Here is a 24208-nt window from a genome sequence, read left to right as displayed (position 1 = left end):
AGGGGCGTGGCCATTGTTTTTTCGTGCATCATGAAACGAAACCAGAGGTGCGCAGCCTCAGGCCTGGGCGTCTTCTGCGGTTTCTTCGGCTGCCGGGGTATCTATCAGATAGTCATAGAGATCGCGAACACGGCCCCATGTTTCTGCATTGGCCGCGCAGAGCAAATAGCCCTCTGATTTGGAGGCATTGTATTCGGATCCGTCCAGCATTGCGACATGTCCGCCGGCTTGCTGTACGATCAGGGCGCCGGCCGGATGGTCCCAGGGTGTCAGCTTTGCGGACAGGATAAAATCGATCTGTCCTTGAGCCAGAAGTCGCATCTCGTGGCAGGCACAACGAATGGAACTGAGTCGCGCCAGACGGTTCAATGTGGCAGCCGTGGCTGCACGGTGTTCTTCGGGGACCATGTAGACCGGAACAGATCCCACCAGCGTTTCCAAAGGTCCACCAGCCGATGTCGCCACCGGGCGACGAATGCGGCGTGGCAGGACAAGCTCGGACGGGCTGTCACTATCTGCGATGATAAAGTCGTTCATGACCGGATCGTACAGCAAACCAAACACTGGCTTGCCAAAACGAAGCATCGAAATCATCACCCCAAAAGTGGTCAGACCTGCAGCGTAGTTCCAGGTGCCGTCAATCGGATCGATGGTAAAGCAAAGCTCTGCATCGGCGATCTTGTCCTTGATCTTCGGATTTTCAGAGGCGTTCTCTTCGCCGATGATCAATGCATGCGGGAACATCTGCAGAATACCCCGCGTAAGCATGGCTTCTGCTGCGCGGTCTGCCTCGGTGACCACGTCCTGAGGACCTGTTTTCGTGTCGATCTGATGACTGCCCAGATTGCGAAATCTCGGCATGATTTCCGCGCGTGCTGTGCGGCGTACCAAGGTCATCAGTTGCGCGCGCTGGGCTTTGGTCAGTGCGGTAATCGTCATGGGAAGAGAATCACTCATGGTGTATCCGTCCTCAAAATGGCTAACAGTTGGGTGTCACGTGCCAGTCGCGGCACAAAGGTTCAAGGTGACTATTCGCGCGCACGAAGCACATTGGCCGGGCGGCTTGAGAGTGGGCGCCAAGCGAACAGAAGACCGGCGGCAATAGTGGCCAGCACCCCGCCTGCCACAATGCCCAGCGCCGAGGGCCAGATCACGGCAAAGTCGGTTTCCATCACAAAGGTACTGACAGCCCATCCGCCACCAATCCCGGCCGCGAGCGCAACCAACGCCGCGCCGCCCCCAAGCAAAGCGGACCGCAAAGCAAAGCTCTGAAGGATTCGGGCACGGCTGGCCCCCAGTGTCTTGAGCACGGCGGCCTCGTATGTGCGGGCCCCTTCGCCAGCAGCAGCGGCACCAATCAAGACCAGGAACCCGGTCAGCAGCGTGGCGGCAGCGCCCCATCGGATGGCCGCACCTATACCGCCAAGAAGCTCGCTCACCCGGTCGATGGCGTCTCGTACACGTATGGCAGTGATATTGGGAAACTGTCCGGCGAGATCGCGCAAAATCGCAGCCTCAGCGGTTTGTTCAGCGTAGACGGTCGAGATGAATGTATGCGGAGCGGCAGCCAGCGCGGATGGGTTCATCGTCATGATAAAGCCGATGCCCGCTGTCGAAAAATCAACCTCCCGAAAGCTCGTGATTTCAGCAGTGATGTCCCGGCCAAGAATATTCACGGTGATGGTGTCACCCAGCTTTAGCCCCATTTCTTCGGCTTCTTCAGCAGCGAAACTGACCAAGGGTGGGCCGTTATAATCGGCGTCCCACCATGTTCCTGCAGTGACCCTAGTGCGCGCGTCTGGTTGGGCAGCATAGGTGACACCGCGATCACCCCGGATCACCCAGTGTTCCCCGGCAACCTCTTTGGCAGGCAGCCCGTTGATCCGCGAGATAATGCCGCGAAGCATTGGCGCACTGTCGATCCGGCTTACAGCCGGGTCGTTCTCCAGTCGCTGCAGATAGCCGGGCATCTGATCTTTCTGGATATCAACGAAAAAGTAGGACGGGGCGACATCCGGCAAATCACGGTCGATTGCACTGCGTAGATTGCCGTCGATCTGCCCGATGGCAGCCAGCACCGACAGCCCAAGTCCCAAAGACAACACCACCGTCGCGGTGTTTTCGCCGGGTCCGCCAATGGTGCCCAGCGCCCAGCGTAAAACGGGTCGACCCCGAGCCGAGGGATTCATCAGGCGTGCTATCCAGCGGATCAAAGCGGACGCCAGAACCAGAAGGATCAGCGACGTCAGAACGCCAGCTGCTGTCCACAGCGTCAGCAGCGCGTTGCCTGAAAACACACTGGCAGCCCCCAACAAAGCGCCAACGAGAAGGACAGTTGCCACGATATAGCGTATCGCCGGGAAGGTGCTGGCTGATCCCAGTGCATCCCGGAACAGGGTCGCAGCGCGAACATCCTCGGCACGGGCGAGGGGCCACAACGTAAAGATCAAAGCGGTCAGAACCCCATAGAGCGCAGCTTCGGCCAATGGAGCGGGGTGCAGCGAAAAGATCGCGGGAATGGGCAAGGCGCTCGAAATCACAGGTCCAAGAGCGATTGGGATCAACGCGCCCAGCAAAAGACCGATTGCAATGCCCAACAGGGCCAGAACGCCAATCTGGATGAAGTACGTAAGAAAGATCACCTGCCGGCTGGCACCAAGTGTTCTGAGCGTCGCAAGGACCGAGGTTTTCTGCCCCAGATAGGCGCGAACTGCGGAGGAAACGCCAATTCCCCCGACAGCCAAACCGGACAAGCCGACAAGAACAAGAAAGTTGCCCAGCCGGTCTACAAAGGCTGCAATTCCGGGCGCGCCGTTCCGCGAATCCCGCCAGCTCAGTCCGTTGTCTTCAAATTCCATCAGCAATTCGGCGGCGACAGCATCAAGGTTGGCATTGTCATCAAGGTCCAAACGATAGCGCGTTTCAAACAATGACCCGGACGACAACAGGCCAGACCCTTCCAGATCTGCCGTTCTGACGATTGTGCGCGGCCCGAGGCCGAATCCATCTCCGGCATCGTCTGGCTCTGAGGTCAAAATCGCGCTCAGCTGAAATTCCTTTGATCCCAGTTTGAAGGTGTCTCCGGGTTCCAATCCGAGTCGATCTGCCAGGACAGGCGCCATAACGGCACCGGGTTTGTCTTGGCCGACCAATGCCTGGCTCAGTGACATGTTGGGCTTCAGTTGGATCTGTCCGAGCAAAGGATAGGCTGCGTCGACCGACTTTACCTGTGTCAGGGCACGTTCCACGCCGTCGGGTCCGTCAACGGCCAGCATAGATCGGAAATCCGTCACTTCGGAGACGCGGTTGGAGACGCGTTCAAGCGCTGCGCGTTCTTCTTGTGTGGCAAATCTGTAGGTAAACTCTGCCTGAGCGTCGCCGCCCAACAGGATCGCCCCCTGATCCGCGAGCCCCGCCTCGATGGCTGAGCGAACAGAGCCGACACCGGCGATCGCCGCAACGCCCAGAGCCAGACAGGCCAGAAATATCCGAAACCCTCTGAGCCCGCCGCGTAATTCACGCCGAGCCAGTCTGGCAGCGATTCCCCAACTCATTCCGCGGCCTTTGGGTGTTGTGTTGCGATGCGACCGTCATCGAGACGAATGGTTCTGCTGCATCGTGCGGCCAATTCTGGCGCATGTGTTACCAAAACCAATGTCGCGCCATGTTGCTGAGACAAATCAAACAAGAGATCAACAATGGCCTGCCCATTTTTTCCGTCCAGATTCCCGGTTGGTTCGTCCGCTAACAAAATGTCGGGACGCGGTGCCATTGCGCGAGCCAAGGCAACCCGTTGCTGTTCGCCGCCAGACATCTGTGCCGGGTAATGCCCCGTCCGGTGGGAAAGCCCCACGGTCTCCAAAGCTTCGGCAGCGCGGGAAAAGGCGTCTTTGTCTCCTGCCAATTCCAGCGGCGTCGCGACGTTCTCTAAGGCGGTCATTGTCGGGATCAAATGAAAGCTTTGAAAAACCACGCCCATGTGATCGCGTCGAAACCGCGCCAACCCGTCTTCGTCCAGTTGTGTCAGATCGCGTCCCAGTGCCTGTACCGAACCGCTGCTTGCCTTCTCAAGACCGCCCATAACCATCAGCAATGACGACTTTCCGGACCCGGATGGCCCCACCAGCCCAAGCGTTTCCCCTTTTTCGACATCCAAAGTAATTCCATGCAGGATTTCGACGGGTCCGGCATTGCCCTTCAGTCGCAAGGTCACATCTTTTAGTGAGAGAACAGGATCAGGCATCAAGAAAGGGTCCGGCACATGTTTCAATGGGTTAGATATGGGCTCCGTGCTGCGCACAGCAAGACGTTGGCGATGATGTTTGCCGCCTTTGCATTCCCAGCGACTGCACAGGACATTGAAATTCTCGCCTTAGGTGACAGCCTGACGCAAGGATACGGGCTCTTCGACAATGAGGGATTTGTTCATCAGCTGACGGCTTGGCTGGATGAAAACGGTCAAACCGTGCGGGTGGTCAATGGGGGGGTGTCGGGTGACACAACTGCAGGCGGTTTGGCCAGAGCGGATTGGTCGATTGGCCCTCTGACTGATGCGATGATCCTTACCTTGGGCGGCAATGACTTGTTGCGTGGAATTCCGCCCGAAGTGTCACGGACGAACATCAAGGGCATCCTTGAGATTGCTCAAAACAAAGGTCTGGAAGTTCTCTTGATCGGTATGACCGCACCGGCCAACTATGGTGACGATTACAAGCAGGCTTTCGATGCGCTTTATCCTGAGCTCGCCAAAGAATACGAAACGCTCTATCTGGACAACTTTTTTGCAGGTTTGATGCAGGACGGTGCGCCAGTTCCCGGTTTTGACAGTTTCATGCAGGCTGATGGCATTCACCCCAACGCGGAAGGCGTTGCCAAAATCGTCGATGTTGTCGGCCCCTACGTGCTCGAATTGATTGACCGCGTCGAAAGCGCGCGCGCCACAAAGAATTGAAGATACAGGACGGATTTTCCCTTGCCCTCTCGCTGGTTGGCACCATGTCACGCCAAGTCGCCAACAGGAGAGTAGAATGCAAAATCCGAACGCAATCAAAGACACGCAATTTCTGAATGCTCGCTATGAGGCCGCAAAAGCCGAGCTGGTGAAGAGCCAGAAGCTGGAGCAGGGTCAATCTGGCGCTTTGGTCTTTGCAGCCTTGGCTTATGGCGATGCGCTTGAGGAATCAAAGATGTTCAAGCTTGTGTCGCACTGGGCCATGCTGTTTTGCATCGCCGCCGCATTTGTCATCCCGAATTTGCTGGTCGTGCGGGTGCTTTTGTAACGCGCTTGGGCGCATCTGGTATGCGCCCAGCGTTAGCTGGAGATGGCGAGAGAGTCGCCATTGCGGTTGTCTGCAAAGACGGCCCGCAGCAGTGGTAGAAGCGTGAAGGCAAGCGCGGTCGAAAGATAGCAGAAAACCGCAGTCCAAACGCCAAAGCCCAGCAAGAAGTATCCAGCCAGAGCCGCAAAGCTTGCGAATACGCCACCCAAGATGAATGCAATTGCGATCATGTTTTGCTCTCCGGGTCGAAATATGCAGCCAAAAAGACTGACAAATTCTTAATCCCATCAAATCCCGGCAAGATTGTGACGCCCTGCGCGTTTGTTCTATCCAGAGTTTAGTAAGGCTTCAGGCTGCGCAGCACAGCGCCGGGCAAGCGCCGCGCAGTCAGCTTCATAAGATCGGCATATTCTGTTTCCCCGGCCATCAGGCGCAGGTACTCAGATCTAAGGCGTTTTGATCGCTGAAAATTCTTGATAAAGATTCCACGAAAGGCGGGCCGGAATATCAAATTCCGCAGTAAACGTGCGTGGCGCAAGCTTTGATGCATCGGAGCAAGTGATTGGCGATAGAAGTCCAGTGCCTTGTCTGGCTCTTTGCGTTGCAGGGCATCCCTGACTGCATTGGCGGCCAGGGCGCCGCTTTCCATGGCGTGTCCGATGCCCTCACCGGTAATCGGATCAACCAAGCCGGCGGCATCGCCCGCCAGCAGAACCCGGCCTTTCCCCGGCACCGTGCGAAAATCTCCAAACGGCAGGAATTGGCCTTTGGGTTTGATCGGTTCATGAACATTCAGGAAAGCAAGGTATCGGGCTAGATGCGCTTTCATATCGGCATTTTGAGACAGCAGCCCGCCCAGTCCGATTGTTGTGCCGTTTGTCTTGGGGAACTGCCAGCCGTATCCCCAGTCCGCCGCGCCGAAATCAATCCGCAGTTCGCGGTCGGGATCGTTGCCTTCAATTTCGACTTCGAGCGCAAAGCCGATTTTTTGCCGGTCAAACGCCTGCCCAAAAAGAGTATGGGCCGTCGCGCTATTCACGCCGTCCGCCCCGATCACCAAGGGCGCCATCAGGTTTGTGTTCGCAAGCGAGAGTATGTTCGTTTCAGGATCGAGAGACCCGCTCTCGCCAAGAAAAGTGCGGGCACCCGATTCAGCGGCGGCTTGCAACAGAAAGTGGTCCAAGGCTCGGCGCATTCCGAGAAACAGGGGTGGCGCATTTTCGTCACGCCCCAGGTCATGCCCAAAGCCGTGAAAAAACATGCTGGTGCATGTGTTGATCGGAATCTCGGGTAATTGTTTTTGATATAGCCGTTGAAACGTTGAAACGGCGCGGCCCGTCAATGCGCCACCGCAGAGTTTGTCCCGCGGGAACTGCCGTTTATCAACCAACGCTACTCTCAAACCGTCCCGGGAAGCCGCCAAAGCAGCAGAGGCGCCGGCAGGACCGGCGCCAATGACGATGAGATCAAATTTTTGAGTTTGCTGACCTGACTTGGCCGTCACAGGACCGTCACGGTCGAGCCAAGCGGCACCCGATCGTAAAGGTCCGCAACGTGGTCGTTCAGCATCCGAATGCAACCATTCGAAACCGACCGCCCGATCGAACGCGGCGCCGTGGTTCCGTGGATGCGGAAGAACGTGTCGCGACCGTTCTGGAACAGGTACAAGGCACGCGACCCAAGCGGATTGCCGGGGCCACCGGGCTGAACATAGTCGTTGTCGATGAACTTTCCGTAGAGGTGCGGATCGCGTTCGATCATTTCGTTCGTAGGACGCCAGGTCGGCCATTCCTTCTTGGCGCCGATTTTGGCAACACCCGTGAATTCGAGCCCGGCTTTGCCAACGCCCACACCGTAGCGGCGGGCCTGACCGGGGGCTTCGACAAAATAGAGAAAATGCGCACGGGGCAAAATCAACAACTGACCCGGCTCAAGGTCTTTCTTGATCGTTACGGTTTGCGGCCGAAAAATCGGGTCGACCTGAAACGCATGGGCTGGCATCGCAACAGTCGCGGCTGCGGCGGCAACAAATGAACGGCGGGAGATCATGGCAGCTCTCACTCTAACTAAATTTCAGCCGCGTTTTTCGCCGAAATTGGCCTGAAAATCAATCCCGCTAGCGGGACATCGCTTTCACGATGGCGTGCGCGCCACACTTCACCCAGCGTCAAGCAACCTAGTTTTTAGGCGCATTGGCGTTGCGACCGGCAAGGATAACACTGATTGTATAGGCTGCCTGCGGGTTAAGCCCGGCCAGAATTGCTGCTGCCGCATCTGGCCGCATTCTGCCAAGGAAACCAGCAGCAAATTCGGGGTCCATCTCTTCAAACAAGGCCGCCGCTTTCTTAGGTTTCATGGTGGCATAAACATCTGTCAGCTTTTTGATGTCGTCTTCGGCAGCGGTCTGTGCGAGCGACAGAGTGGCTTTCAGGCTTTCCTCAGCTGCGGCCAAGGCCGCCATTCTCTGGTCGATCTCGGACTTTGCGATTTCCAGCGCTTTTTGCCGAACAGCAACAGCTTCTTCGCGTTTGGCGATTCGCGTTTCTCGCGCCTTTAATGCAGCCAGAACCGGGGCAATGTCTTCGTCGGACAAAAGGGACGTGGCGGCAGGTTCCGCGGCAACTTGCTGGACGTCAGGTGGTGCTTTCAGCGGCTCTTCTCGTGCAATTGCCGATGTAGCCCCAATCGTGATTCGTAGGACTGCCGAGGCGAGCAGCAGTGAGCCGATCACAGACAATGCACCAAATGTCTTTGATCGGCGTTGTTTTTTCGGTTTTTCCATCAAAGTGCTCCGCTGCGTGGATGGCGAACAAAAACAGGTTCGGTTGCTTCAGGGGCAGGGGCCTGTTGCACGGCGGATTGTTCTGGTTGCGGAGCTTGCGGCAAGTCATGCATGGAGGCGACCAACAACTCCAGCCGCCTTGCTACATCTTCCGCGCGCTCGGTCAGTTCCTCAAGCGATTTGCCTGATTCACCAGCAGCGTTCCGAGCCGATTCCAGCGTCTTGGATAGGTCGTCGACTTGGGCGGAAAGCACGGCAACAGCCCCACCCACACCATTTTCAAGATTGGTGAAGCGTGTGAGACGCCGCGCCAAAATGAAACAATAAAACCCGGCGCCCAGCGCGCCCGCAGCAAGCAGAATGTCAGCGATCAAGTCCATTCCGGTCCTCTCAGTTCAAGACGAATTCCAACACGAGCAGGTCGCGAACCCTGCCTTTTCCGGCCACCAGTTTCACGCGCCTAAGCATCTGGGCCCGCAGTTTGACCAGTGCGCCCTGTGATTGGAGATCTGATGGGTCCAAAGCTCGCAAATAGCTGTTCAATACGTCCTGGACCCTCGGAAGGATCCCCGCCACTTCGGCTTCGTATTGTGAAGGAACCTCCAGGCTGGCTCGAAACCTCAGATGGCTGGCCTGCGACGTTGGCGACAACGAGATTGTAAGAGGCGGGACCTCGACAAAGGCGACCTCGGGCAAAGGCTCCATCGGATCCGTTTTTTCAGCGCCCGCCTCAACTGCGCTTTGATCCGAACCGCCCAGCATCCCGCTTTGCACCGCAAAGAATCCGCCCGCGCCCCCTGCAAGGGCCAGCACCAACCCAATGACGAGCGGCAATTTGGAACGCTTTTTGGGCGACTCCTCGTCAATGGCTGCGTTTGCGTTGGCGTCAGTCATCCTTTTCCCCTGTGTTCGTATCAAAAGGTTATAGGCGCAAATGGGCTAACCGATTGTTAAGGCAGATCGTCCAATCTCTGGCTTCAACCGAACAGAATGTTTGGAGCGGAGGTTGGACTTGCAGTTATTCTCGGTATGGAATGCGCTGAGCATCAAACAGCGATTGATCGTTTTTGGCGCTTCGATCGCGATGGCCTTGTCAGTTCTGGGCCTTGCGCGAATGGCGTCGGCGCCCAGTATGGCCCTGCTTTATGCCGGGCTCGAAAACGGTGCCGCTGGCGAAGTTGTGCAGGCGCTCGAATCGCGGGCTGTGGTGTATGAAATACGAGGTGGCGCGATTTTTGTGCCTCAGGCAGACCGCGATGCGCTGCGCCTGACCCTCGCCAGTGAAGGCATGCCTGCGAACAGCACTCAGGGCTATGAGTTGCTGGATGGATTGTCCGGCTTCGGAACAACCTCCCAGATGTTCGATGCTGCCTATTGGCGGGCGAAGGAAGGGGAGCTTTCGCGCACGATTGTCGCAAATCCGGCGATTTCCTCGGCTCGTGTTCACATTGCCAACAGTTCCGCAAATCCGTTTCAGCGGGACGTCACACCAACCGCGTCGATTTCGGTCACAACTGCCGGCGGAACGCTTTCGCAACAACAGGCCAGAGCTTTGAAATTCCTCGTAGCCTCCGCAGTGCCGGGCCTGGACCCGGAAGAGGTAGCCGTTATCGACGGAAAAGGGGGCCTGATCTCGGGCGAATCTGAAACGGCCGCAGGTCCAAATGCTCGGGATCGGGTCAGTGATCTGCGTGACCGTGTTCAGCGACTGATGGAAGCCCGCGTCGGCGTCGGTAACGCAGTGGTCGAAGTCAGTGTCGATACAGTCACCGAAAGTGAGTCGATTTTGGAACGCCGGATAGACCCGCAAGGCCGCGTTGTGATTTCCACTGATACGGAAGAGCGGTCAGACAACACCCAGGATGCTGGTGGCGGTGATGTTTCAGTGGCGTCGAACCTGCCTGATGGCGTCGCCGGTGGCGGTGATGGATCGCGATCTCAAGCGACGGAAATTCGTGAACGCATCAACTATGAGGTTTCTGAAACCACCAGAGAAATCACACGAGGACCCGGCGCGATAAAACGGCTGACCGTTGCAGTTCTGGTGAATGGGCGTTTCACGACGGATGAACAGGGGGCTCAGCAGTTCCAGCCGCTGCCCGACACCGAGCTTGAGTCGTTGCGCGAACTTGTTTCCTCGGCAGTTGGTTTCGACGAACAGCGCGGTGATCGGATCACCATACACTCTATGCCTTTTGATCGCCCTGAAGGGCTTGGAACCGGGCCAATCGAACCGGGGTTCTTTTCTGGTGAACTGGACATCATGCGATTGGCTCAGATGGCTGTCCTTGGGTTTGTGGCGCTTATGCTCGGGCTGTTTGTGGTTCGGCCGGTTTTGATGCGTTCTTCCGCCGAAATGCCATCGCTTGAGTCAGCGGCACTTCCAGCGCCGGTTGGAGCGCCCGAAAGCGTTTTGGTGGGTGAAATTGATCCCACGACAGGACCTGACGTGATCGGCGCAGAAAAGGATCTGGACCCGCAAAAGTTGCCTGCACTGGCATCGCAGCCAAAGACCCTATCCGAAGAAGACCCGGTCGATCGTTTGCGGGGCCTGATTTCAGATCGAAAAACCGAAACTGTGGAAATTCTGCGCAGCTGGCTCGATGAAAAGGAGCAGATCAATTGACCGATCTCGCCAACTATTTGGAGAATTTTGAGCAAATTGCAGATGTGGCACCGGCCGTTGGCTCCGCAGTGACCACGAACGCCAAGTTGGAAAGCCTGCGGCTGAGTGCATTCGAAGAAGGTTATCGCGCAGGTTGGGATGATGCGGTCAAGGCGCAGTCTGATGACCGCACCCGTATTTCCAGCGGATTTGGTCAACACCTGCAGGATCTGTCCTTTACCTACCACGAAGCCTACGGGCACGTCATGAATGCAATGGCGCCTTTGCTGGATGAAATCGTCAAAGCGGTGCTGCCCAAATTGGCGCAACAAACCTTTGCACAGCACATTTCGGATCAGCTACAATCCATGGCCAAGCAAATCGGCAACCTCGAAGTCATTGTCGCGGTTGCGCCGCAAAACCGCGAGGCAGTCCGGCCTTTGTTGGACGAATCCTATGGTTTTCCCATCAGGCTGGTCGAGGATGACACGCTGGCCGAAGAACAGGCGGACATCCGATTTGGCGAAACCGAGCGACAGCTCGACCTGAATGCCCTGCTGCATTCGGTGGCCGAAGCGGTGTCCGCCTTTACGCACGACAACCGGAGAAAAGTTGCCAATGGATAGTGATACAGCACCCGTTGCAGAAGCGGACAGACCCTTTACCAGCGTGCCAATCGAAATCACCGTGGCGGTCGGGCGTGCCCGCCCACTGGTCCGCGATCTTTTAAAGCTGTCAGAGGGCAGCGTACTCAAGCTCGACAAGCGGCTTGAAGACCCGGTCGAATTGTTTGTCGGCGACCAAAAGATCGGCATCGGCGTTTTGGAAATCATCGAGGCTGATGGACAGACGCAGCTTGCTGTACGTTTGACCGAGGTGTCCGACATGAAAGCGTCGACCTGACCCATGCGCGTCTGGTTTATCGTTGCAGCCTTTCTATTCCATCCAGTGGCGGCCGAGGCTCAATCGCTCTCGCTCGACCTGGGTGATGGTGGATCGGTGACGGCAACCAGCCTGCAACTTATCGCGTTGATCACGCTGCTCAGTCTGGCACCGGGGCTGGCAATCATGATCACCTGTTTTCCGTTCATCGTGACGGTTCTTGCAATTTTGCGGCAGGCCATAGGCCTGCAACAATCCCCACCAAACATGCTGCTCGTCAGCCTTGCGCTGTTTCTAACCTATTTCGTCATGGAGCCGGTTTTCTCAGAGGCTTGGGATGTGGGTATTCAGCCCCTACTCGAGGAAAACCTCGACATAGAACAGGCGTTTGCCAATGCGCTCGGCCCGTTCCGAATCTTTATGGCAGCCCGGGTTGACCCTCAGACCTTTGCAGCCATGGCCGATCTGAGGCCGGATTCGGCCGGATCCAGCCTGTCCGAACAATCCCCGCTCTCTGTTCTCGTCCCAAGCTTCATGCTCTCTGAGATTGCCCGCGCTTTTCAGGTTGGGTTTCTGATTTTCCTGCCCTTTTTGATTATCGATCTGGTCGTTGCTGCTGTTCTCATGTCCATGGGCATGATGATGGTCCCGCCCGCCATCGTGTCATTGCCATTCAAACTGGCATTCTTCGTTGTTGCTGACGGGTGGTCGCTGTTGGCGGGCAGCCTTGTTCGGGGGTACTTCTGACCACAGCCAACCGGCGATTAGCCGGGCTGATTTGTGGCGCATCCTTTCATGGGTGATTTGCCGCTATCTAACGGATTGGTCCGGCCCTAACCTGCAGTCATGGACGCGCCTGATTCCCCCTTTGATACGCGGTATTCCTGGATGCGGCTTGCGCTGACACTTGGCGTGGCCATCGTCGGGAATGTGGGCCTTTGGGTGATCACGGTGGTGATGCCAGAGGTCCAGCAAGAGTTTGATGCCACGCGGGCGCAGGCGTCTTTGCCCTACGCTCTGACGATGGTGGGATTCGCCTTGGGCAACCTGTTCATTGGCCGCGCCGTGGATAGATGGGGCATGGCTGTTTCCCTGGCAGTCGCAGCACTGGTGGTCGCTGTCGGGTATTCCGTAGCGGCCTTGGCACCCTCGATCCTCCTTCTCAGCCTGATCCAGTTCGTGATTGGGTTTGGTTCGGCCTCCTGCTTTGGGCCTTTGATAGCGGATATTTCGCAATGGTTTCGGCTCAGGCGTGGGATCGCGGTGGCGATTGCCGCATCGGGAAACTATCTGTCCGGCGCAATTTGGCCGATCTTGCTTAGTGCGTTGGCCGCTGATGCCGGTTGGCGGTGGGTCTATGGAACGTTGGCAATCCTGACCGTGGTTGTTCTTCTTCCGTCCGCTGCCTTGCTGCGCAAACAAGTGCCTGCTGACGCACAAGAGCAATCTGATGCAGTTTCAACAGCGCGGGCCCGAAAAACCGGTTTCACACCAAGGCAACTCCAGCTTCTGCTGGGCTTGGCAGGCGTCTGTTGTTGTGTGGCTATGTCGATGCCACAGGTGCACATTGTGGCGCTTTGTGTGGATATGGGATTCGGGTCAGCCGTGGGGGCCGAGATGCTGTCGCTCATGTTGCTGGGCGGTGTCGTATCACGGGTGTTGTCCGGCTATTTGGCGGATTGGTTGGGCGGCGTACGAACCGTCTTGATCGGATCAACCCTGCAGGCCGTGGCCCTGTTTCTGTACCTACCCGCGGGCGAGCTTGTCAGCCTTTACGTGGTCAGTTTGGTGTTTGGTCTCAGCCAGGGCGGTATTGTACCAAGCTATGCCTTGATCGTCCGGGAGTATCTGCCTGCAAAAGAGGCGGGCGCCCGCGTCGGATTTGTCTTGATGATGACGATCTTGGGAATGGCCCTGGGCGGTTGGTTGTCCGGCGCCATCTACGACTGGACCGGAAGCTACCAGTGGGCTTTCATCAACGGGATTGTCTGGAATGGGTTGAACATCGCAATCATGATCGTGGTTCTTGTGCGCAGTGCGGGTCCCAAGGGAACACCCGTCGCGGCCTGAACAGTGGGATCAGCTTGCTTCGTCCTCAACATCCACGCGGATGTGTTGAGTGCCGCGTGCCTTGGCCAGGGCAATCTGTTTTTGCCGCTCGCGGAACCGCATTTTGTCAGCTTCGGCAGTTTCATCGATACATTGATGACACGATACGCCCTGTTCAAATTCAGGGCGACTCCGGTCGTCGGGCAGAATGGGACGACGACAGGCATGACACAATTCGTGGGGGCCTTCGCGTAGCCCGTGTTCCACAGAAACTCGCCCGTCGAACACAAAACAGCTGCCTTGCCAGGTGCTGTCCTCTTCTGGCACCTCTTCGAGGTACTTCAGAATGCCGCCTTTTAGATGCAGCACATCTTCGACGCCCTGCCCAAGCAGGAAATTGGTGCTCTTCTCACACCGAATTCCGCCCGTGCAAAACATGGCGATCCGCTTGTTGTGAAACCGATGTTTGTTTTCGTCCCACCAAGCCGGAAAATCCCGGAAGCTTTCGGTCTTTGGATCTACGGCGCCCTCGAATGTGCCAATCGCCACTTCATAGTCGTTGCGGGTGTCAATAACAGCGACATCCGGGCTACGGATCAATGCGTTCCAGTCGGCCGGATCAACATAGTGTCCAACACGTGCCTTGGGGTCGACATCGGGCTGCCCCATGGTCACGATTTCACGCTTCAGCCGTACTTTCATGCGGATGAAAGGACGCTCTTTCGCGGAGGAAAGCTTCCACTCCAGCGTTTCGCAGCCCGGCAGGCTGCGGATATGCGCCAGAACGGCATCTATGCCGGAACTCGGGCCGGCAATCGTGCCGTTGATTCCCTCATGGGCCAAAAGCAACGTGCCTGTGATTTTCTGCGCGCGGCAGAGCTCCAGCAAAGGGCCCTGAAGAGCCGCCGGATCATCAAAACGGGTAAAGTGGTATAGCGCGCAGACAGTAAACATGGCGGGGAAATAGGCGGATTCCGGTCTTGTCCGCAAGGGGGAGCAATGCCGCAACCCTTGACGCTGTCATCACTCGGGCCTACCCATTGCGCAACCAAAAGGAGGCGCAAATGCGAGCCCTGATCGTTATAGATGTCCAGAACGATTTTTGCCCCGGTGGCGCCTTGGCGGTTGAAGGCGGGGATCAGATCGTCTCACCGATTAATGCATTGATGTCTGAGTTTGACTCGGTGGTTTTGACACAGGACTGGCACCCTGCAGGCCACTCGTCTTTCGCAAGTCAGCATGATGGCAAGGCGGCCTTCGAAATGATCGAAATGCCTTATGGCGCGCAAGTGCTCTGGCCGGATCACTGTGTGCAGGGAAGCTCGGGCGCGGCGTTCCATGCCGGTCTCGATGCCGACCGGGCCGATTTGATTATCAGAAAAGGCTTCCGGCCCCAGATCGACAGCTATTCAGCGTTCTTCGAAAACGATCAGACCACGCCCACTGGGCTCGAAGGGTACCTGCGAGCCCGCGGGATCGACGAGTTGGTTATGGTTGGCCTCGCCACTGACTTTTGCGTGAATTTCTCGGCTGTAGACGCGGCGCGGCTTGGCTTTGATGTGACGGTTCGTCAGGATCTGTGCCGGGCCATCGACATGGATGGATCGCTGGCGGCGGCACAGGATGGCATGCGCGCGACGGGTGTAAAGCTTGTCTGATACTTGCAATGGTTCGCTGCGGCGGATTTAAACGGCGCAACGATCCAATTGGAGGCCGACATGGTCGATATCGCAACCCGTGTCTGGAACCACAAGTGGAAGATCGATCCGATCGTCCGGTCCCTGATTGACACAGATTTCTACAAACTGCTGATGTGCCAGTCGGTGTTTCGCAACAAACGCGACACACAGGTGACTTTCAGCCTGATCAACCGATCGCAACAGGTTCCGCTGGCCCGGCTGATCGACGAAGGCGAATTGCGCGAACAACTCGACCATATTCGGTCACTTTCGCTGACGCGGGGTGAAAGCACATGGCTCCGCGGGAACACGTTTTATGGCAAGCGCCAGATGTTCACGCCGGAGTTCATGGAATGGTTCGAGTCGATGCGCCTTCCGGCCTATCATCTGGAACGGGTCGGGGATCAGTATGAACTGACCTTTGAGGGCAGTTGGCCCGAAGTCATGCTTTGGGAGATCCCTGCTCTTGCGGTTTTGATGGAACTGCGCGGTCGGGCCGTGTTGAACGACATGGGCCGGTTCGAATTGCAGGTCCTCTATGCCCGCGCCATGACCAAGCTTTGGGAAAAGGTCGAACACCTTCGCCAGCAACCGCAGTTGCGCATCGCTGATTTCGGCACCCGCCGCCGCCACAGCTTTCTGTGGCAGGATTGGTGTGTGCAGGCAATGCTGGAAGGCCTCGGCGACAGTTTCGTGGGAACGTCCAACTGCCTGATTGCGAAAAACCGCGATCTTGAGGCGATTGGAACCAACGCCCATGAATTGCCGATGGTCTATGCCGCGCTTGCTCGGGATGATGAATCGCTGGCTCGCGCGCCTTATGATGTTCTGGCTGATTGGCACGAAGAGCACGAAGGCAATCTGCGCATCATCCTTCCGGATACCTATGGGACCGAAGGGTTCCTGAAAAACGCTCCGGACTGGCTTGCCGGTTGGACCGGCATTCGCATCGATTCAGGTGATCCGGCAACCGGTGCCGAAGTGGCGATTAACTGGTGGAAAAACCGCGGAGAAGACCCGCGTCAGAAACTGGTGATTTTTTCTGATGGTCTGGATGAAGCCAAGATCATCGAGCTTTATGAGCAGTTCAAGGGCCGTGTCCGCGTGTCCTTTGGCTGGGGCACACTTCTGACCAACGATTTCCGAGGTCTGACAGCCGACGACCGCCTCGCGCCGTTCAGCCTTGTTTGCAAGGCGGTCAGCGCCAATGGTGCTCCCACGGTCAAACTATCCGACAATCCGAACAAGGCCATGGGTCCCAAGGATCAGATTGAACGCTACAAACGCGTTTTCGGTGTTGGCGAACAGGCTGCTCAGGACGTGATTGTATAAGAAAAACAGCGGCGCTGGTTTCGCAGCCCGCTGTTTCTTTGTGCCATAAATATCCCGGGGGGATCGGGGGGCAGGCCCCCCGAAACGGTTCAGTGCTTGCCTGTCTGTTCGGGCTTCGCAGGGTCCGCGGCACCATTCTGTACCGCTTTCGGTGTACTGGTTTCCTCTTCAGAGCTATCCATGACACCATCGACGAGGCCGGACAAACTGCCGTCCATCGACAGGCCCAGTTCGTCGCCAAGCTTGCGCAAGGCAGGCATCTGGACGGCCATGCCCATGATCGAGTCGAGCGCCTGATTGACCACGGGCTTGTCGCCAGTTCCTGCGCCGGCGCTAACGCCACCGCCAAAGCTGCCGCCGCCCATGCCGGTCACCTGATGGATACGGATCGAGTCGATCTTTTCGGCGGGTTTCACGGCTTCTGCGAGAACCTTGGGCAGGGCCTCAAGGCGGGCCAGATCGACCTTCATGCCGATTAGATCAGCGCTCAGTGCATTCTCGGCATCGGTGATCGCGCGGGTACCTTCGGCCTCGGCCAGCATGTCCTGCCGCTTCGCTTCGGCGCGGATGGTGATGGCATCGGCATCGGCCTGCGCCTCTTCACGGCGCGCCATTGCCCGGTCTTCTGCAGCGTCCTTTTCAGCCTGTGCAGCGAGACGGATCTTGGTCGCTTCGCGCTCGGCTTCACGGGCTGCTTCGATCAGTGCGATTTGCTTCAGGCGCTCGGCTTCGGCCACTTCCTTTGCGGTGACAACCGATTCCATGGCCTTGGTCGCTTCAGCGCGGGCGAGATCGGCTGAGGCACGCGCGCGGCTTTCCTCTTCAGACTTCTGCTGAATGATGATCTGACGCTCCTGATCGGCAACTTCGAGCTCGCGTTCTTTTGCGATCTCGGCCTCGCGAATGTTCTTTTCTCGCAGGATTTCCGCGGCACGAATGGCCTCTTCACGGGCGATACGGGCACGCTCGGTTTCGCGCATGGAATCTTCCCGGCGGGCGGCAATCTCGGCTTCCTGTGCGGCACGCATGGTTTCTACGCGCTGAATCTGCTCGATCCGGGCCTGTTCCTCGTCCTGCTCGATGCCCAGCTTTTGACGTTCGCCATCCATGGCCGCGCGGCGCACCGACACTTCGGCATCGGCATCAATCTGAGCGCGTTCCTTGCGTGAGGTCGCAATCACTTCTGCCAGTTTGCGCATACCCACGGCGTTAAAGGCGTTGTTTTCGTCCAGCGCCTCAAATGGGGTTTGGTCCAAGGCAGTCAGCGAGACGGATTCCAACGACAGGCCGTTCTTCAACAGGTCCTCAGACACAGCGTTCTGCACTTCTTGCACAAAGTCGGCACGGTTTTCATGCAGCTGATCCATAGTGAGTTGCGCAGCCACGGCGCGCAGACCGTCGATCAATTTACCTTCGATCATCTCCCGCAGTTGTTCGACATCAAAAGTGCGGTTGCCCAATGTTTGCGCTGCTCGGGAAATCCCTTCGTCAGTCGCATTAACCGAGACATAGAACTCGACCCCCACATCCACACGCATGCGGTCTTGTGTGATCAGCGCGGCCTCGCCATCGCGTTTCACTTCAAGTCGCAGGGTTTTCATATTGACCGGACTGATCTCGTGAAAGAGTGGAATCACAAGTGCACCGCCATCCATAATGACCTTGCGACCGCCTGCACCTGTTCGAACAAAGCTGATTTCGCGTGTCGTACGGCGGTACACCCGCGAAATGACCAATGGAATGAAGAGAACGAGCGCGATTGCGCCAGCAACGATGAATATTAATGTGGATATGTCCATGTTTACTCCTTCTTACGTAAAATTCAGTGGGTCAGCGGAACCAGCAGATAGCCGCCGTCATGTCGGTGGCGCAGCACAATGACTTCTGCGCCTTGTGGGATCTGAGCATCATCTCGCAGGGGCTCGGCCCGCAGATAATGCGTGTTGCCATAGCGGTCCGTAACCTTGACCTCGGCCGGACGACCGCGCGCGGCAGTGCCTTGTGTCACGACGCCCTGGCGGCGACCCAGATGGCGCTCGGACAGGGCGGCGGTTTCGGTCTTCGGCAGTAGCCGCGCAAAAACCGCACCGAAGCCGCGGGTGAACCAGATCGCAAAAGCGCCAGCCGGTGCTGCGGCCGCCAGGGCGGGCAGCGCAAAGCCCAGTGTGTTGGTCATCAGGCTTTGGACAAACAATCCCGCCGCACCAAAGCTGAACAGGATCGTGGCAAGCCATATGAGGGCCGGCATGCGCCCGAACCCGAGCCACGAGGCAAGTCCCCCCGTCTCTCCGATGCCATCCGGCGTATCGATTGCAACTTCTTCAAAGGCCGGGACTTCGAAATCGGACACGTCCATGTCCAAGGCATCGAAATCAATATCCAGATCCAGATCGCCAACATCAGGCAATTCGACATCGATCTCGGGCCCGTCCAATCCTTCGCCGCCAGCGCCCAGCAGTGTGCCGCCGAGCAGCGCAAAGAAAAGTTCAAGGGCCAAAAGGCCAAACAAAAGCGCAAGCGCTATAGTAAACGGCACATACGGTGCCGTCAGGAAAAGATCGAACATCCGTCCCCCAAAGTTTTTATGTATGCTATGGTATACAATATAGATAGGGCCTCACGGCTTCGTTACAATAGCTATCCCGTTGATTTTCTGCAAAACACTGGCAGAAAGGGGAAAAGGTTCAAAAAATGAAACTGAAACTTCATCACATCAATCTGGCAACCGAGAATGTTGAACGGTTGGACACATTCTATCGGGAAGTGCTGGGTCTAAAAGAAGAATCTGAAGGATTGCCCGTTCTCGAAAAGAAAAAAGGTTATGCCGGTGACGTGGCCTTCGTCAGTGACGGCGCGATCCAGATGCATTTGGCGGAACGGGATGTGATGGCCGGTTTTCGCACGGGCCAGATCGTGAACCCCGTCGAGCGCGGACACATCGCGTATCGCACCGATGATTTGGATGCGTTCAAAGCGCATCTCGAAGAACAGGGTGTTCCCTATTCCGATTGGGCCAATGCGGCGGTTGCTGGGTGGCGGCAGATTTTTTTCTACGATCCCGACGGCAACGTGATCGAGGTCCACGAAGTATCGGAATAGCCTTCAGAGCTGTCGCGCTTTCCGGCGACGCATCAAGACAGCGTCCTTGATTTTGCCCTTTAAACCGCGAGGTGGCAGAACCTCGCGATCCATCTCAAAGATGCTTCCGGTCAGGGATGGATCGCACATCAAAGCCAGCTCAACACCCCATTTGGCAGAGTCTTCCGGCCTCAGGCCATCCGGGATGCCCATTGTGGTTTTCAGCATGCCCGGCATCCAATCTGAAATCACGATGCCGGGAAAACGATCAGCCAGATCCGCGATCAGGGCGCGTGTCAAAATCCGGGCTGCGCCTTTTGATACGGAATAGGCACTGCTGGCCGGGAGTGGATCGAGATCGGCAAAGGTCGCGACGTTCAGAATGCGCCCGTGGCCAGTTTCAACCATACTGTCCAAGGCGGCCCGGCTGCAGGCAAATGTGCCACCAAGATTGACCGCAACACTATGCATGAAGCTGGTCGCGGTTTCGTCGAGAACATCCTTGCGCGGATAAACGGCAGCGTTGTTGATAAGCAGCGCAATGGCGCCATGCGTTTCCCGGATTTTTGCAAAAGCCCTGGTAACCGCCTCGGGGTCTGCCACGTCGACGGGCATGGGAATGAAACGGCCCGCCTGTGCAATCGCTTGAGTTTCCTCAAGTGCAGCCAGACGCCTTCCAAGACCGACTACCTGAAAACCCTGTTCCGTCAGGTTAGTCGCCAAGGCACGGCCCAGCCCGGAACCCGCGCCTGTTACGACGGCGATGCCATCTTGGGGTGTCAGACGTGTCATTGGGGTTCCTCGTTAAATGTACTGGCCACGCGCAAGGCGTTTGCGGCAATCGTCAATGACGGGTTTACACCCATGGACGTGGGCATAAAGCTGGAATCAGTGACCCACAGGTTCGTCAGATCATGCGCCCGGCAGTCTGCATTCAAAACCGATTTTTCCGGATCAGTGCCAAACCGCAGGGTTCCGCAGGGGTGGCCGTAATTCAGATCTGGCTGTTGACCCAGAAACAAGCGCCGATGTCCCTTGAATGCGCGTTTTATAGCGCGCCGGAACGCCTTTCGGCGGGCCAGCAGTTCAGATGAATAACGGTAGTCAACAGATAGCCGCTCAGGCTGGTCCGGATCGAATGTGACACGGTTTTCCGGATAGGGCAGGTCTTCCATCAGACCCACAAAGATTTGCGCGCTGCCCAGCATTCGATGCGCCAACGCGGCTGGAATGCGCGACAATGGCGCAAGACGCTTGGCACCGGGCAATGTGGATTGGGCGAGCATCCGATTGAGATAGTGAACGATTTCACCATAGCTCGCGCGGATGCCCATGGCCTGAATGGTGCCGTAGTGGGTTCCTTCTGCGTGGTATAGATCCCTGAGGGATATTGCCTTTGTCGCGGGTCCATCGATGGCATCACGGGGCCACAGGGCGAACATCTCGTTGAGATGGAACATGAGGTTTCGACCAACCAGACCAGAACGATTGGCCAAACCGTCCGGCCAGTTCTCATTTGCTGAGGCAAGCAACAATCTGGGTGACCCCAGTGCGCCGCCAGCCAGAATGTAGCGCTTGGCCCGAAACCTATGCTCCTTGCCATCCACACGAACCATCAATCCGTTAACCCGTGTCTGATCCGCGTCAATCCGGATGACTTCGGCCTCGGTCAAAACTTCGGCGTTTCCGGTTGCCATAGCCGGCTCTACGCCAGCAGATCGGCCATCCATCTTGCAGGGCTTTGGGCATTTCACACCCAGACAGTTTTCACACCCCTCAAGACGTTCGATCGCCGTATGAGCATGATAAGGGTGCAGGCCCGCTGCCCGAAAACTATCCATCAGGCTTTTTTCGACGGGGCCAAGCTCCGGCGCATTGCGTAGCGGCAATGGAGGCTCCGGCGATAAGGGATCATCGGTTCCATAAACCCGATAGACGCGGGCGGCTTCCTCGTACCATGGTAGCATCGCATCAAATCCGACGGCCCAACCGCCTGAGGGATGCGAGTCGGAGCTGTCCAGATCGTGCCGCTCGGGGCGCTCCAGGGTTGCCGCGTAGAAGGCCGACGACCCTCCGACGCCAGACCCAAGAGGCGCGTAGAACGCGGTTTCTTGACCATTCAGTGTCACGTGAAGAGGGTCCGGCCATAGGCCTCTGGCTGCGCGTGCCTCGGGGACGAAAATCTCGGATAAGCCGTTGCGCTCTGACCGATGCCCACCCCGTCCCTTTTCGAGAAAGAGCACACGGTGGCCTGCCTCGGCTAAAGCCCGGCCAATGGTCCCACCGCCAATCCCGGTCCCGACAACGATGGCATCCCATTGGATTTCTGCCAGTGGATGACTCATTGACCGTCCTGTTCGATCAGGGCTGTTTGGCGTCGGTCCTTGTCGAACACAGGCTGGAAAAGAGACCGCACGCGCATCGCCGCCGAATTGGTGACGTGGTTGTTGTCAAAGTATTGGCCAACACCCCCATGCACGGCGTGACACAAAGCGCCCTCGCAGAACATTGGCCAAGGATCGATCAGGGTGATTACACCGCGTTCTGCCAGATCCGTCCATGGTGCATCTGCCAAAGCTGTTCGCACAGCCAGCATATCGCGGGACACCGCGTTTTGAGTCTGAGGTTTCGCCGCCAAGGGCCATCCTTGATGCGCGGCTTCGCGTGCCGCTTTTCGGCTGTCGTAATATGGAATTTCGGGCGTTTGGCGCAGCACATACACATTGTCAAAATGGTTGTGGAAATACGAAACGGTTGTTTCCGCTACTTCGGCCAGCAACTGCGCCTGAACCTGATCGTCCCGTGGTGCCATGTCCGTGGGAAACAGCGCTATTTCGTTGTGCTGATCAAAGCCGACACCGCGCCCTTCAGCATAGTAACCCCAGCGCCCGATCAGAAGAACGGATTCGACGCTGTCCAGCCGTCCCAAGGCCTGTTTGATCTGCACGTTGGCCTGCGTGCATTGCGTGTCCTGCGCACGTGTGGCTGCCGACTCGATCTTGCGCATCCCAAAGACCGGAGCACATCCTGCGCGCCAAAGGATGATGCCAGGGGTCTGCGCCTCGTGTGCGGCCAAGTCCAACCCGTCGCGATAGGCGCGCACGTGGCTGTCGCCCCAGACTAGAACCTTTGGTTCGCCGTCAGGTCCGATCGGGCACACTTCCAGACCATCCAGAGGCAACTCTTGCGCAATGTAGCAACGACTCCAATCCTGCAGGAAATCACCGGATGCCGCGATGTGAACACCCGCCCGGCTGTCAAAGCGATCCGGCAGCCCGTCTTGTGTGAACAGCCACCCGCCGATGCCCAACAAGATGATTGATGCGCAGGCAGTGCCGGCAAAGACCAATGCGCCGGAGAGTTTGCGCGCATAGCGGACCGGGTTTTCAATGAACCGCCAGGTCAGCCATGCCAGACCAACGCTCAGGATCATCCATAGACCTGACTCGAATAGATTGGCGTGGCCATCCCGCAGGTAAGTCGACAGAACAAACACTGGCCAATGCCACAAGTATAGCGAATAGGAAATCAGCCCAAAAAAGACCGCGTAGGGATGACAAAGCAATCGGTTCACGCTGTTGTCGCCTGCGCCGTTGGCGAGGAGCAAAACGGTCCCGACGACAGGCCCAATCACCAGAATGCCGGGGAACAGCGGGCCTGCCGGGATAAACAGGATCGAAACGCCGATCAGGATCAGACCCAGCCAAGACAGAACCGCATATCCCCGTGCCGTGCGGCTGGTTTCATAGCTCCAGATTGCGAGCAGAACACCGCTTAGCATCTCCCACGCGCGGAACGGAAAAAGAAAGAATGCCGCTTCGGACATTCTGGGTGTCAGCAAGACACATGCTGCAAATGACGCGGCCCAGACTGCGATCAGGCCGAACAACAGGCCGCGCCGCCAACGCGCCAGCACCAAAATGAACAGCGGCAGAAAGATGTAGAACTGTTCTTCGACCGCCAGAGACCATGTGTGAAGCAGCGGTTTTTCATCGGACGCACTGTCGAAGTATCCGGCGCTTCTGAAGAACAGCACATTTGACAGATAAACCGTTGCCGCAATCAGGCTCTTGCCGAATTCACGAAATTCAAACGGCAACATCAGCGCATAGGCCAAGAGCGTTGTGACCAAAGCCACGACAAAAAAGGCAGGCGCGAGTCGCCGGAACCGGCGGGCATAGAAGTTGCGCAACCAGACACGGCCGGTTGAATCGTATTCCCGCCAGAGAATACCGCCGATCAGGTAACCCGAAATGACAAAGAAGATGTCCACGCCGACAAACCCGCCGCGCAGAGGCAGGCCAAAGTGGTAGAGCACAACGGACAGAACAGCGATAGCGCGCAGGCCGTCGATATCGCTGCGATATGGCAAAGGAGAATGATCCGGGGCGCTCATTTGATCTGGGCCTTTTGGTCCATCAGATAGTCTTTCTTTCGGGGCCGAAAACAACGGCGGTACACATACAAACACGCATTTGTTCGGGTGCCATAAGTGTGGGCAGGGCAATGCCTGCGTCAACAG

General features: G+C 57.2%; 25 protein-coding genes. 10 read left to right on the top strand and 15 right to left on the bottom strand.

Translation table 11 applies throughout. From position 1 onward, the window contains the following. Positions 1-57: 57 nt before the first annotated feature. The 3 genes from PFY00_RS00920 to PFY00_RS00910 form a co-directional block, all read right to left on the bottom strand. A complete protein-coding gene (locus PFY00_RS00920) occupies positions 58-957 on the bottom strand; it encodes an inositol monophosphatase family protein (RefSeq protein ID WP_271430638.1) in 900 nt (299 codons plus the stop codon). A gap of 71 nt (positions 958-1028) precedes the next feature. After that, entirely contained in the window at positions 1029-3554 is a 2526-nt protein-coding gene (locus PFY00_RS00915; protein WP_271430637.1) for an ABC transporter permease, read from the bottom strand. Beyond that, entirely contained in the window at positions 3551-4243 is a 693-nt protein-coding gene (locus PFY00_RS00910) for an ABC transporter ATP-binding protein (protein ID WP_271430636.1), read from the bottom strand. Before PFY00_RS00910 ends, PFY00_RS00915 begins: the two co-directional genes overlap by 4 nt. A gap of 18 nt (positions 4244-4261) precedes the next feature. Between PFY00_RS00910 and PFY00_RS00905 the strand changes: the two genes are divergently transcribed. Then, positions 4262-4951 carry an arylesterase gene (locus PFY00_RS00905; protein WP_271430635.1) on the top strand — a complete coding sequence of 230 codons (690 nt, stop codon included), beginning with the start codon at positions 4262-4264 and terminating at the stop codon, positions 4949-4951. 76 nt (positions 4952-5027) lie between these two features. Next, on the top strand, positions 5028-5279 hold the full coding sequence (locus tag PFY00_RS00900; RefSeq protein WP_271430634.1) for a hypothetical protein: 252 nt from the start codon (positions 5028-5030) through the stop codon (positions 5277-5279). Positions 5280-5311: 32 nt separating this feature from the next. Here PFY00_RS00900 and PFY00_RS00895 read toward each other — a convergent pair whose 3' ends face one another. The 6 genes from PFY00_RS00895 to PFY00_RS00870 form a co-directional block, all read right to left on the bottom strand. Beyond that, positions 5312-5509, bottom strand: coding sequence for a hypothetical protein (locus tag PFY00_RS00895; protein WP_271430633.1), 198 nt, complete (start codon positions 5507-5509; stop codon positions 5312-5314). A gap of 107 nt (positions 5510-5616) precedes the next feature. After that, positions 5617-6783 (bottom strand): geranylgeranyl reductase family protein, encoded by a 1167-nt coding sequence (locus tag PFY00_RS00890; protein WP_271430632.1) that lies wholly within the window; start codon positions 6781-6783, stop codon positions 5617-5619. Further along, positions 6780-7328: a L,D-transpeptidase gene (locus PFY00_RS00885; RefSeq protein WP_271430631.1), complete on the bottom strand. Its 549-nt coding sequence runs from the start codon at positions 7326-7328 to the stop codon at positions 6780-6782. Before PFY00_RS00885 ends, PFY00_RS00890 begins: the two co-directional genes overlap by 4 nt. 127 nt (positions 7329-7455) lie before the next feature. Then, positions 7456-8061 (bottom strand): MotE family protein, encoded by a 606-nt coding sequence (locus PFY00_RS00880; protein WP_271430630.1) that lies wholly within the window; start codon positions 8059-8061, stop codon positions 7456-7458. Beyond that, entirely contained in the window at positions 8061-8441 is a 381-nt protein-coding gene (locus tag PFY00_RS00875) for a DUF6468 domain-containing protein (protein WP_271430629.1), read from the bottom strand. The genes PFY00_RS00880 and PFY00_RS00875 overlap by 1 nt, the downstream gene beginning before the upstream one ends. A 10-nt stretch (positions 8442-8451) precedes the next feature. Then, on the bottom strand, positions 8452-8955 hold the full coding sequence (locus tag PFY00_RS00870) for a flagellar basal body-associated FliL family protein (protein ID WP_271430628.1): 504 nt from the start codon (positions 8953-8955) through the stop codon (positions 8452-8454). A 190-nt stretch (positions 8956-9145) separates the two neighbouring features. Between PFY00_RS00870 and fliF the strand changes: the two genes are divergently transcribed. The 5 genes from fliF (at position 9146) to PFY00_RS00845 (ending at position 13618) form a co-directional block, all read left to right on the top strand. Beyond that, positions 9146-10687, top strand: coding sequence for a flagellar basal-body MS-ring/collar protein FliF (fliF, locus tag PFY00_RS00865; RefSeq protein WP_408648439.1), 1542 nt, complete (start codon positions 9146-9148; stop codon positions 10685-10687). Continuing rightward, complete coding sequence (locus tag PFY00_RS00860) at positions 10684-11292, top strand: FliH/SctL family protein (protein WP_271430626.1); 609 nt, start codon at positions 10684-10686, stop codon at positions 11290-11292. The genes fliF and PFY00_RS00860 overlap by 4 nt, the downstream gene beginning before the upstream one ends. Continuing rightward, complete coding sequence (locus PFY00_RS00855; RefSeq protein ID WP_271430625.1) at positions 11285-11569, top strand: FliM/FliN family flagellar motor switch protein; 285 nt, start codon at positions 11285-11287, stop codon at positions 11567-11569. The genes PFY00_RS00860 and PFY00_RS00855 overlap by 8 nt, the downstream gene beginning before the upstream one ends. A gap of 3 nt (positions 11570-11572) precedes the next feature. Beyond that, positions 11573-12295, top strand: a complete 723-nt coding sequence (fliP, locus tag PFY00_RS00850; protein ID WP_271430624.1) for a flagellar type III secretion system pore protein FliP — start codon at positions 11573-11575, stop codon at positions 12293-12295. Between the two features lie 99 nt (positions 12296-12394). Continuing rightward, positions 12395-13618, top strand: a complete 1224-nt coding sequence (locus tag PFY00_RS00845) for an MFS transporter (RefSeq protein ID WP_271430623.1) — start codon at positions 12395-12397, stop codon at positions 13616-13618. Positions 13619-13627: 9 nt separating this feature from the next. Here the strand turns inward: PFY00_RS00845 and trhO are convergent, their stop codons facing one another. After that, complete coding sequence (trhO, locus tag PFY00_RS00840; protein ID WP_271430622.1) at positions 13628-14551, bottom strand: oxygen-dependent tRNA uridine(34) hydroxylase TrhO; 924 nt, start codon at positions 14549-14551, stop codon at positions 13628-13630. 110 nt (positions 14552-14661) lie between these two features. Here trhO and pncA point away from each other — a divergent pair, with 110 nt between their 5' ends. Continuing rightward, positions 14662-15255, top strand: a complete 594-nt coding sequence (pncA, locus tag PFY00_RS00835) for a bifunctional nicotinamidase/pyrazinamidase (protein WP_271430621.1) — start codon at positions 14662-14664, stop codon at positions 15253-15255. Positions 15256-15315: 60 nt separating this feature from the next. Beyond that, complete coding sequence (gene pncB, locus PFY00_RS00830; protein ID WP_271430620.1) at positions 15316-16608, top strand: nicotinate phosphoribosyltransferase; 1293 nt, start codon at positions 15316-15318, stop codon at positions 16606-16608. 89 nt (positions 16609-16697) lie between these two features. Here pncB and PFY00_RS00825 read toward each other — a convergent pair whose 3' ends face one another. Together PFY00_RS00825 and PFY00_RS00820 are read right to left on the bottom strand one after the other, a co-directional pair. Beyond that, positions 16698-18407 (bottom strand): flotillin family protein, encoded by a 1710-nt coding sequence (locus PFY00_RS00825; RefSeq protein ID WP_271430619.1) that lies wholly within the window; start codon positions 18405-18407, stop codon positions 16698-16700. Positions 18408-18430: 23 nt separating this feature from the next. Continuing rightward, complete coding sequence (locus tag PFY00_RS00820) at positions 18431-19174, bottom strand: OB-fold-containig protein (protein WP_271430618.1); 744 nt, start codon at positions 19172-19174, stop codon at positions 18431-18433. A 125-nt stretch (positions 19175-19299) separates the two neighbouring features. Here PFY00_RS00820 and PFY00_RS00815 point away from each other — a divergent pair, with 125 nt between their 5' ends. Then, positions 19300-19707, top strand: a complete 408-nt coding sequence (locus tag PFY00_RS00815; RefSeq protein ID WP_271430617.1) for a VOC family protein — start codon at positions 19300-19302, stop codon at positions 19705-19707. Between the two features lie 3 nt (positions 19708-19710). On the opposite strand, the gene PFY00_RS00810 is transcribed toward PFY00_RS00815, so the two are convergent. The 3 genes from PFY00_RS00810 to PFY00_RS00800 are packed head-to-tail and all read right to left on the bottom strand — an operon-like array spanning position 19711 to position 24082. Next, the gene (locus tag PFY00_RS00810) at positions 19711-20478 is read right to left on the bottom strand and encodes an SDR family oxidoreductase (protein ID WP_271430616.1); all 768 of its coding nucleotides are present in this window, start codon (positions 20476-20478) and stop codon (positions 19711-19713) included. After that, entirely contained in the window at positions 20475-22031 is a 1557-nt protein-coding gene (locus PFY00_RS00805) for a GMC oxidoreductase (protein WP_271430615.1), read from the bottom strand. Before PFY00_RS00805 ends, PFY00_RS00810 begins: the two co-directional genes overlap by 4 nt. Next, on the bottom strand, positions 22028-24082 hold the full coding sequence (locus PFY00_RS00800; RefSeq protein ID WP_271430614.1) for an acyltransferase family protein: 2055 nt from the start codon (positions 24080-24082) through the stop codon (positions 22028-22030). The genes PFY00_RS00805 and PFY00_RS00800 overlap by 4 nt, the downstream gene beginning before the upstream one ends. Between the last annotated feature and the right edge of the window lie 126 nt (positions 24083-24208).

Source organism: Thalassococcus lentus (assembly GCF_028023555.1).
Lineage (GTDB): Bacteria > Pseudomonadota > Alphaproteobacteria > Rhodobacterales > Rhodobacteraceae > Thalassococcus_A > Thalassococcus_A lentus.
This window is presented reverse-complemented; position numbering and strand designations above follow the sequence as displayed.

Coding starts and splice junctions, on each gene's coding strand:
- PFY00_RS00870 (WP_271430628.1), bottom strand. CDS start 8,955: ATGACTGACGCCAACGCAAACGCAGCCATTGACGAGGAGTCGCCCAAA.
- PFY00_RS00820 (WP_271430618.1), bottom strand. CDS start 19,174: ATGTTCGATCTTTTCCTGACGGCACCGTATGTGCCGTTTACTATAGCG.
- PFY00_RS00855 (WP_271430625.1), top strand. CDS start 11,285: ATGGATAGTGATACAGCACCCGTTGCAGAAGCGGACAGACCCTTTACC.
- PFY00_RS00900 (WP_271430634.1), top strand. CDS start 5,028: ATGCAAAATCCGAACGCAATCAAAGACACGCAATTTCTGAATGCTCGC.
- PFY00_RS00810 (WP_271430616.1), bottom strand. CDS start 20,478: ATGACACGTCTGACACCCCAAGATGGCATCGCCGTCGTAACAGGCGCG.
- trhO (WP_271430622.1), bottom strand. CDS start 14,551: ATGTTTACTGTCTGCGCGCTATACCACTTTACCCGTTTTGATGATCCG.
- PFY00_RS00805 (WP_271430615.1), bottom strand. CDS start 22,031: ATGAGTCATCCACTGGCAGAAATCCAATGGGATGCCATCGTTGTCGGG.
- PFY00_RS00920 (WP_271430638.1), bottom strand. CDS start 957: ATGAGTGATTCTCTTCCCATGACGATTACCGCACTGACCAAAGCCCAG.
- fliP (WP_271430624.1), top strand. CDS start 11,573: ATGCGCGTCTGGTTTATCGTTGCAGCCTTTCTATTCCATCCAGTGGCG.
- pncB (WP_271430620.1), top strand. CDS start 15,316: ATGGTCGATATCGCAACCCGTGTCTGGAACCACAAGTGGAAGATCGAT.
- PFY00_RS00895 (WP_271430633.1), bottom strand. CDS start 5,509: ATGATCGCAATTGCATTCATCTTGGGTGGCGTATTCGCAAGCTTTGCG.
- PFY00_RS00825 (WP_271430619.1), bottom strand. CDS start 18,407: ATGGACATATCCACATTAATATTCATCGTTGCTGGCGCAATCGCGCTC.
- PFY00_RS00915 (WP_271430637.1), bottom strand. CDS start 3,554: ATGAGTTGGGGAATCGCTGCCAGACTGGCTCGGCGTGAATTACGCGGC.
- PFY00_RS00845 (WP_271430623.1), top strand. CDS start 12,395: ATGGACGCGCCTGATTCCCCCTTTGATACGCGGTATTCCTGGATGCGG.
- PFY00_RS00905 (WP_271430635.1), top strand. CDS start 4,262: ATGTTTCAATGGGTTAGATATGGGCTCCGTGCTGCGCACAGCAAGACG.
- PFY00_RS00880 (WP_271430630.1), bottom strand. CDS start 8,061: ATGGAAAAACCGAAAAAACAACGCCGATCAAAGACATTTGGTGCATTG.
- PFY00_RS00910 (WP_271430636.1), bottom strand. CDS start 4,243: ATGCCTGATCCTGTTCTCTCACTAAAAGATGTGACCTTGCGACTGAAG.
- PFY00_RS00875 (WP_271430629.1), bottom strand. CDS start 8,441: ATGGACTTGATCGCTGACATTCTGCTTGCTGCGGGCGCGCTGGGCGCC.
- PFY00_RS00800 (WP_271430614.1), bottom strand. CDS start 24,082: ATGAGCGCCCCGGATCATTCTCCTTTGCCATATCGCAGCGATATCGAC.
- pncA (WP_271430621.1), top strand. CDS start 14,662: ATGCGAGCCCTGATCGTTATAGATGTCCAGAACGATTTTTGCCCCGGT.
- fliF (WP_408648439.1), top strand. CDS start 9,146: ATGGCCTTGTCAGTTCTGGGCCTTGCGCGAATGGCGTCGGCGCCCAGT.
- PFY00_RS00885 (WP_271430631.1), bottom strand. CDS start 7,328: ATGATCTCCCGCCGTTCATTTGTTGCCGCCGCAGCCGCGACTGTTGCG.
- PFY00_RS00815 (WP_271430617.1), top strand. CDS start 19,300: ATGAAACTGAAACTTCATCACATCAATCTGGCAACCGAGAATGTTGAA.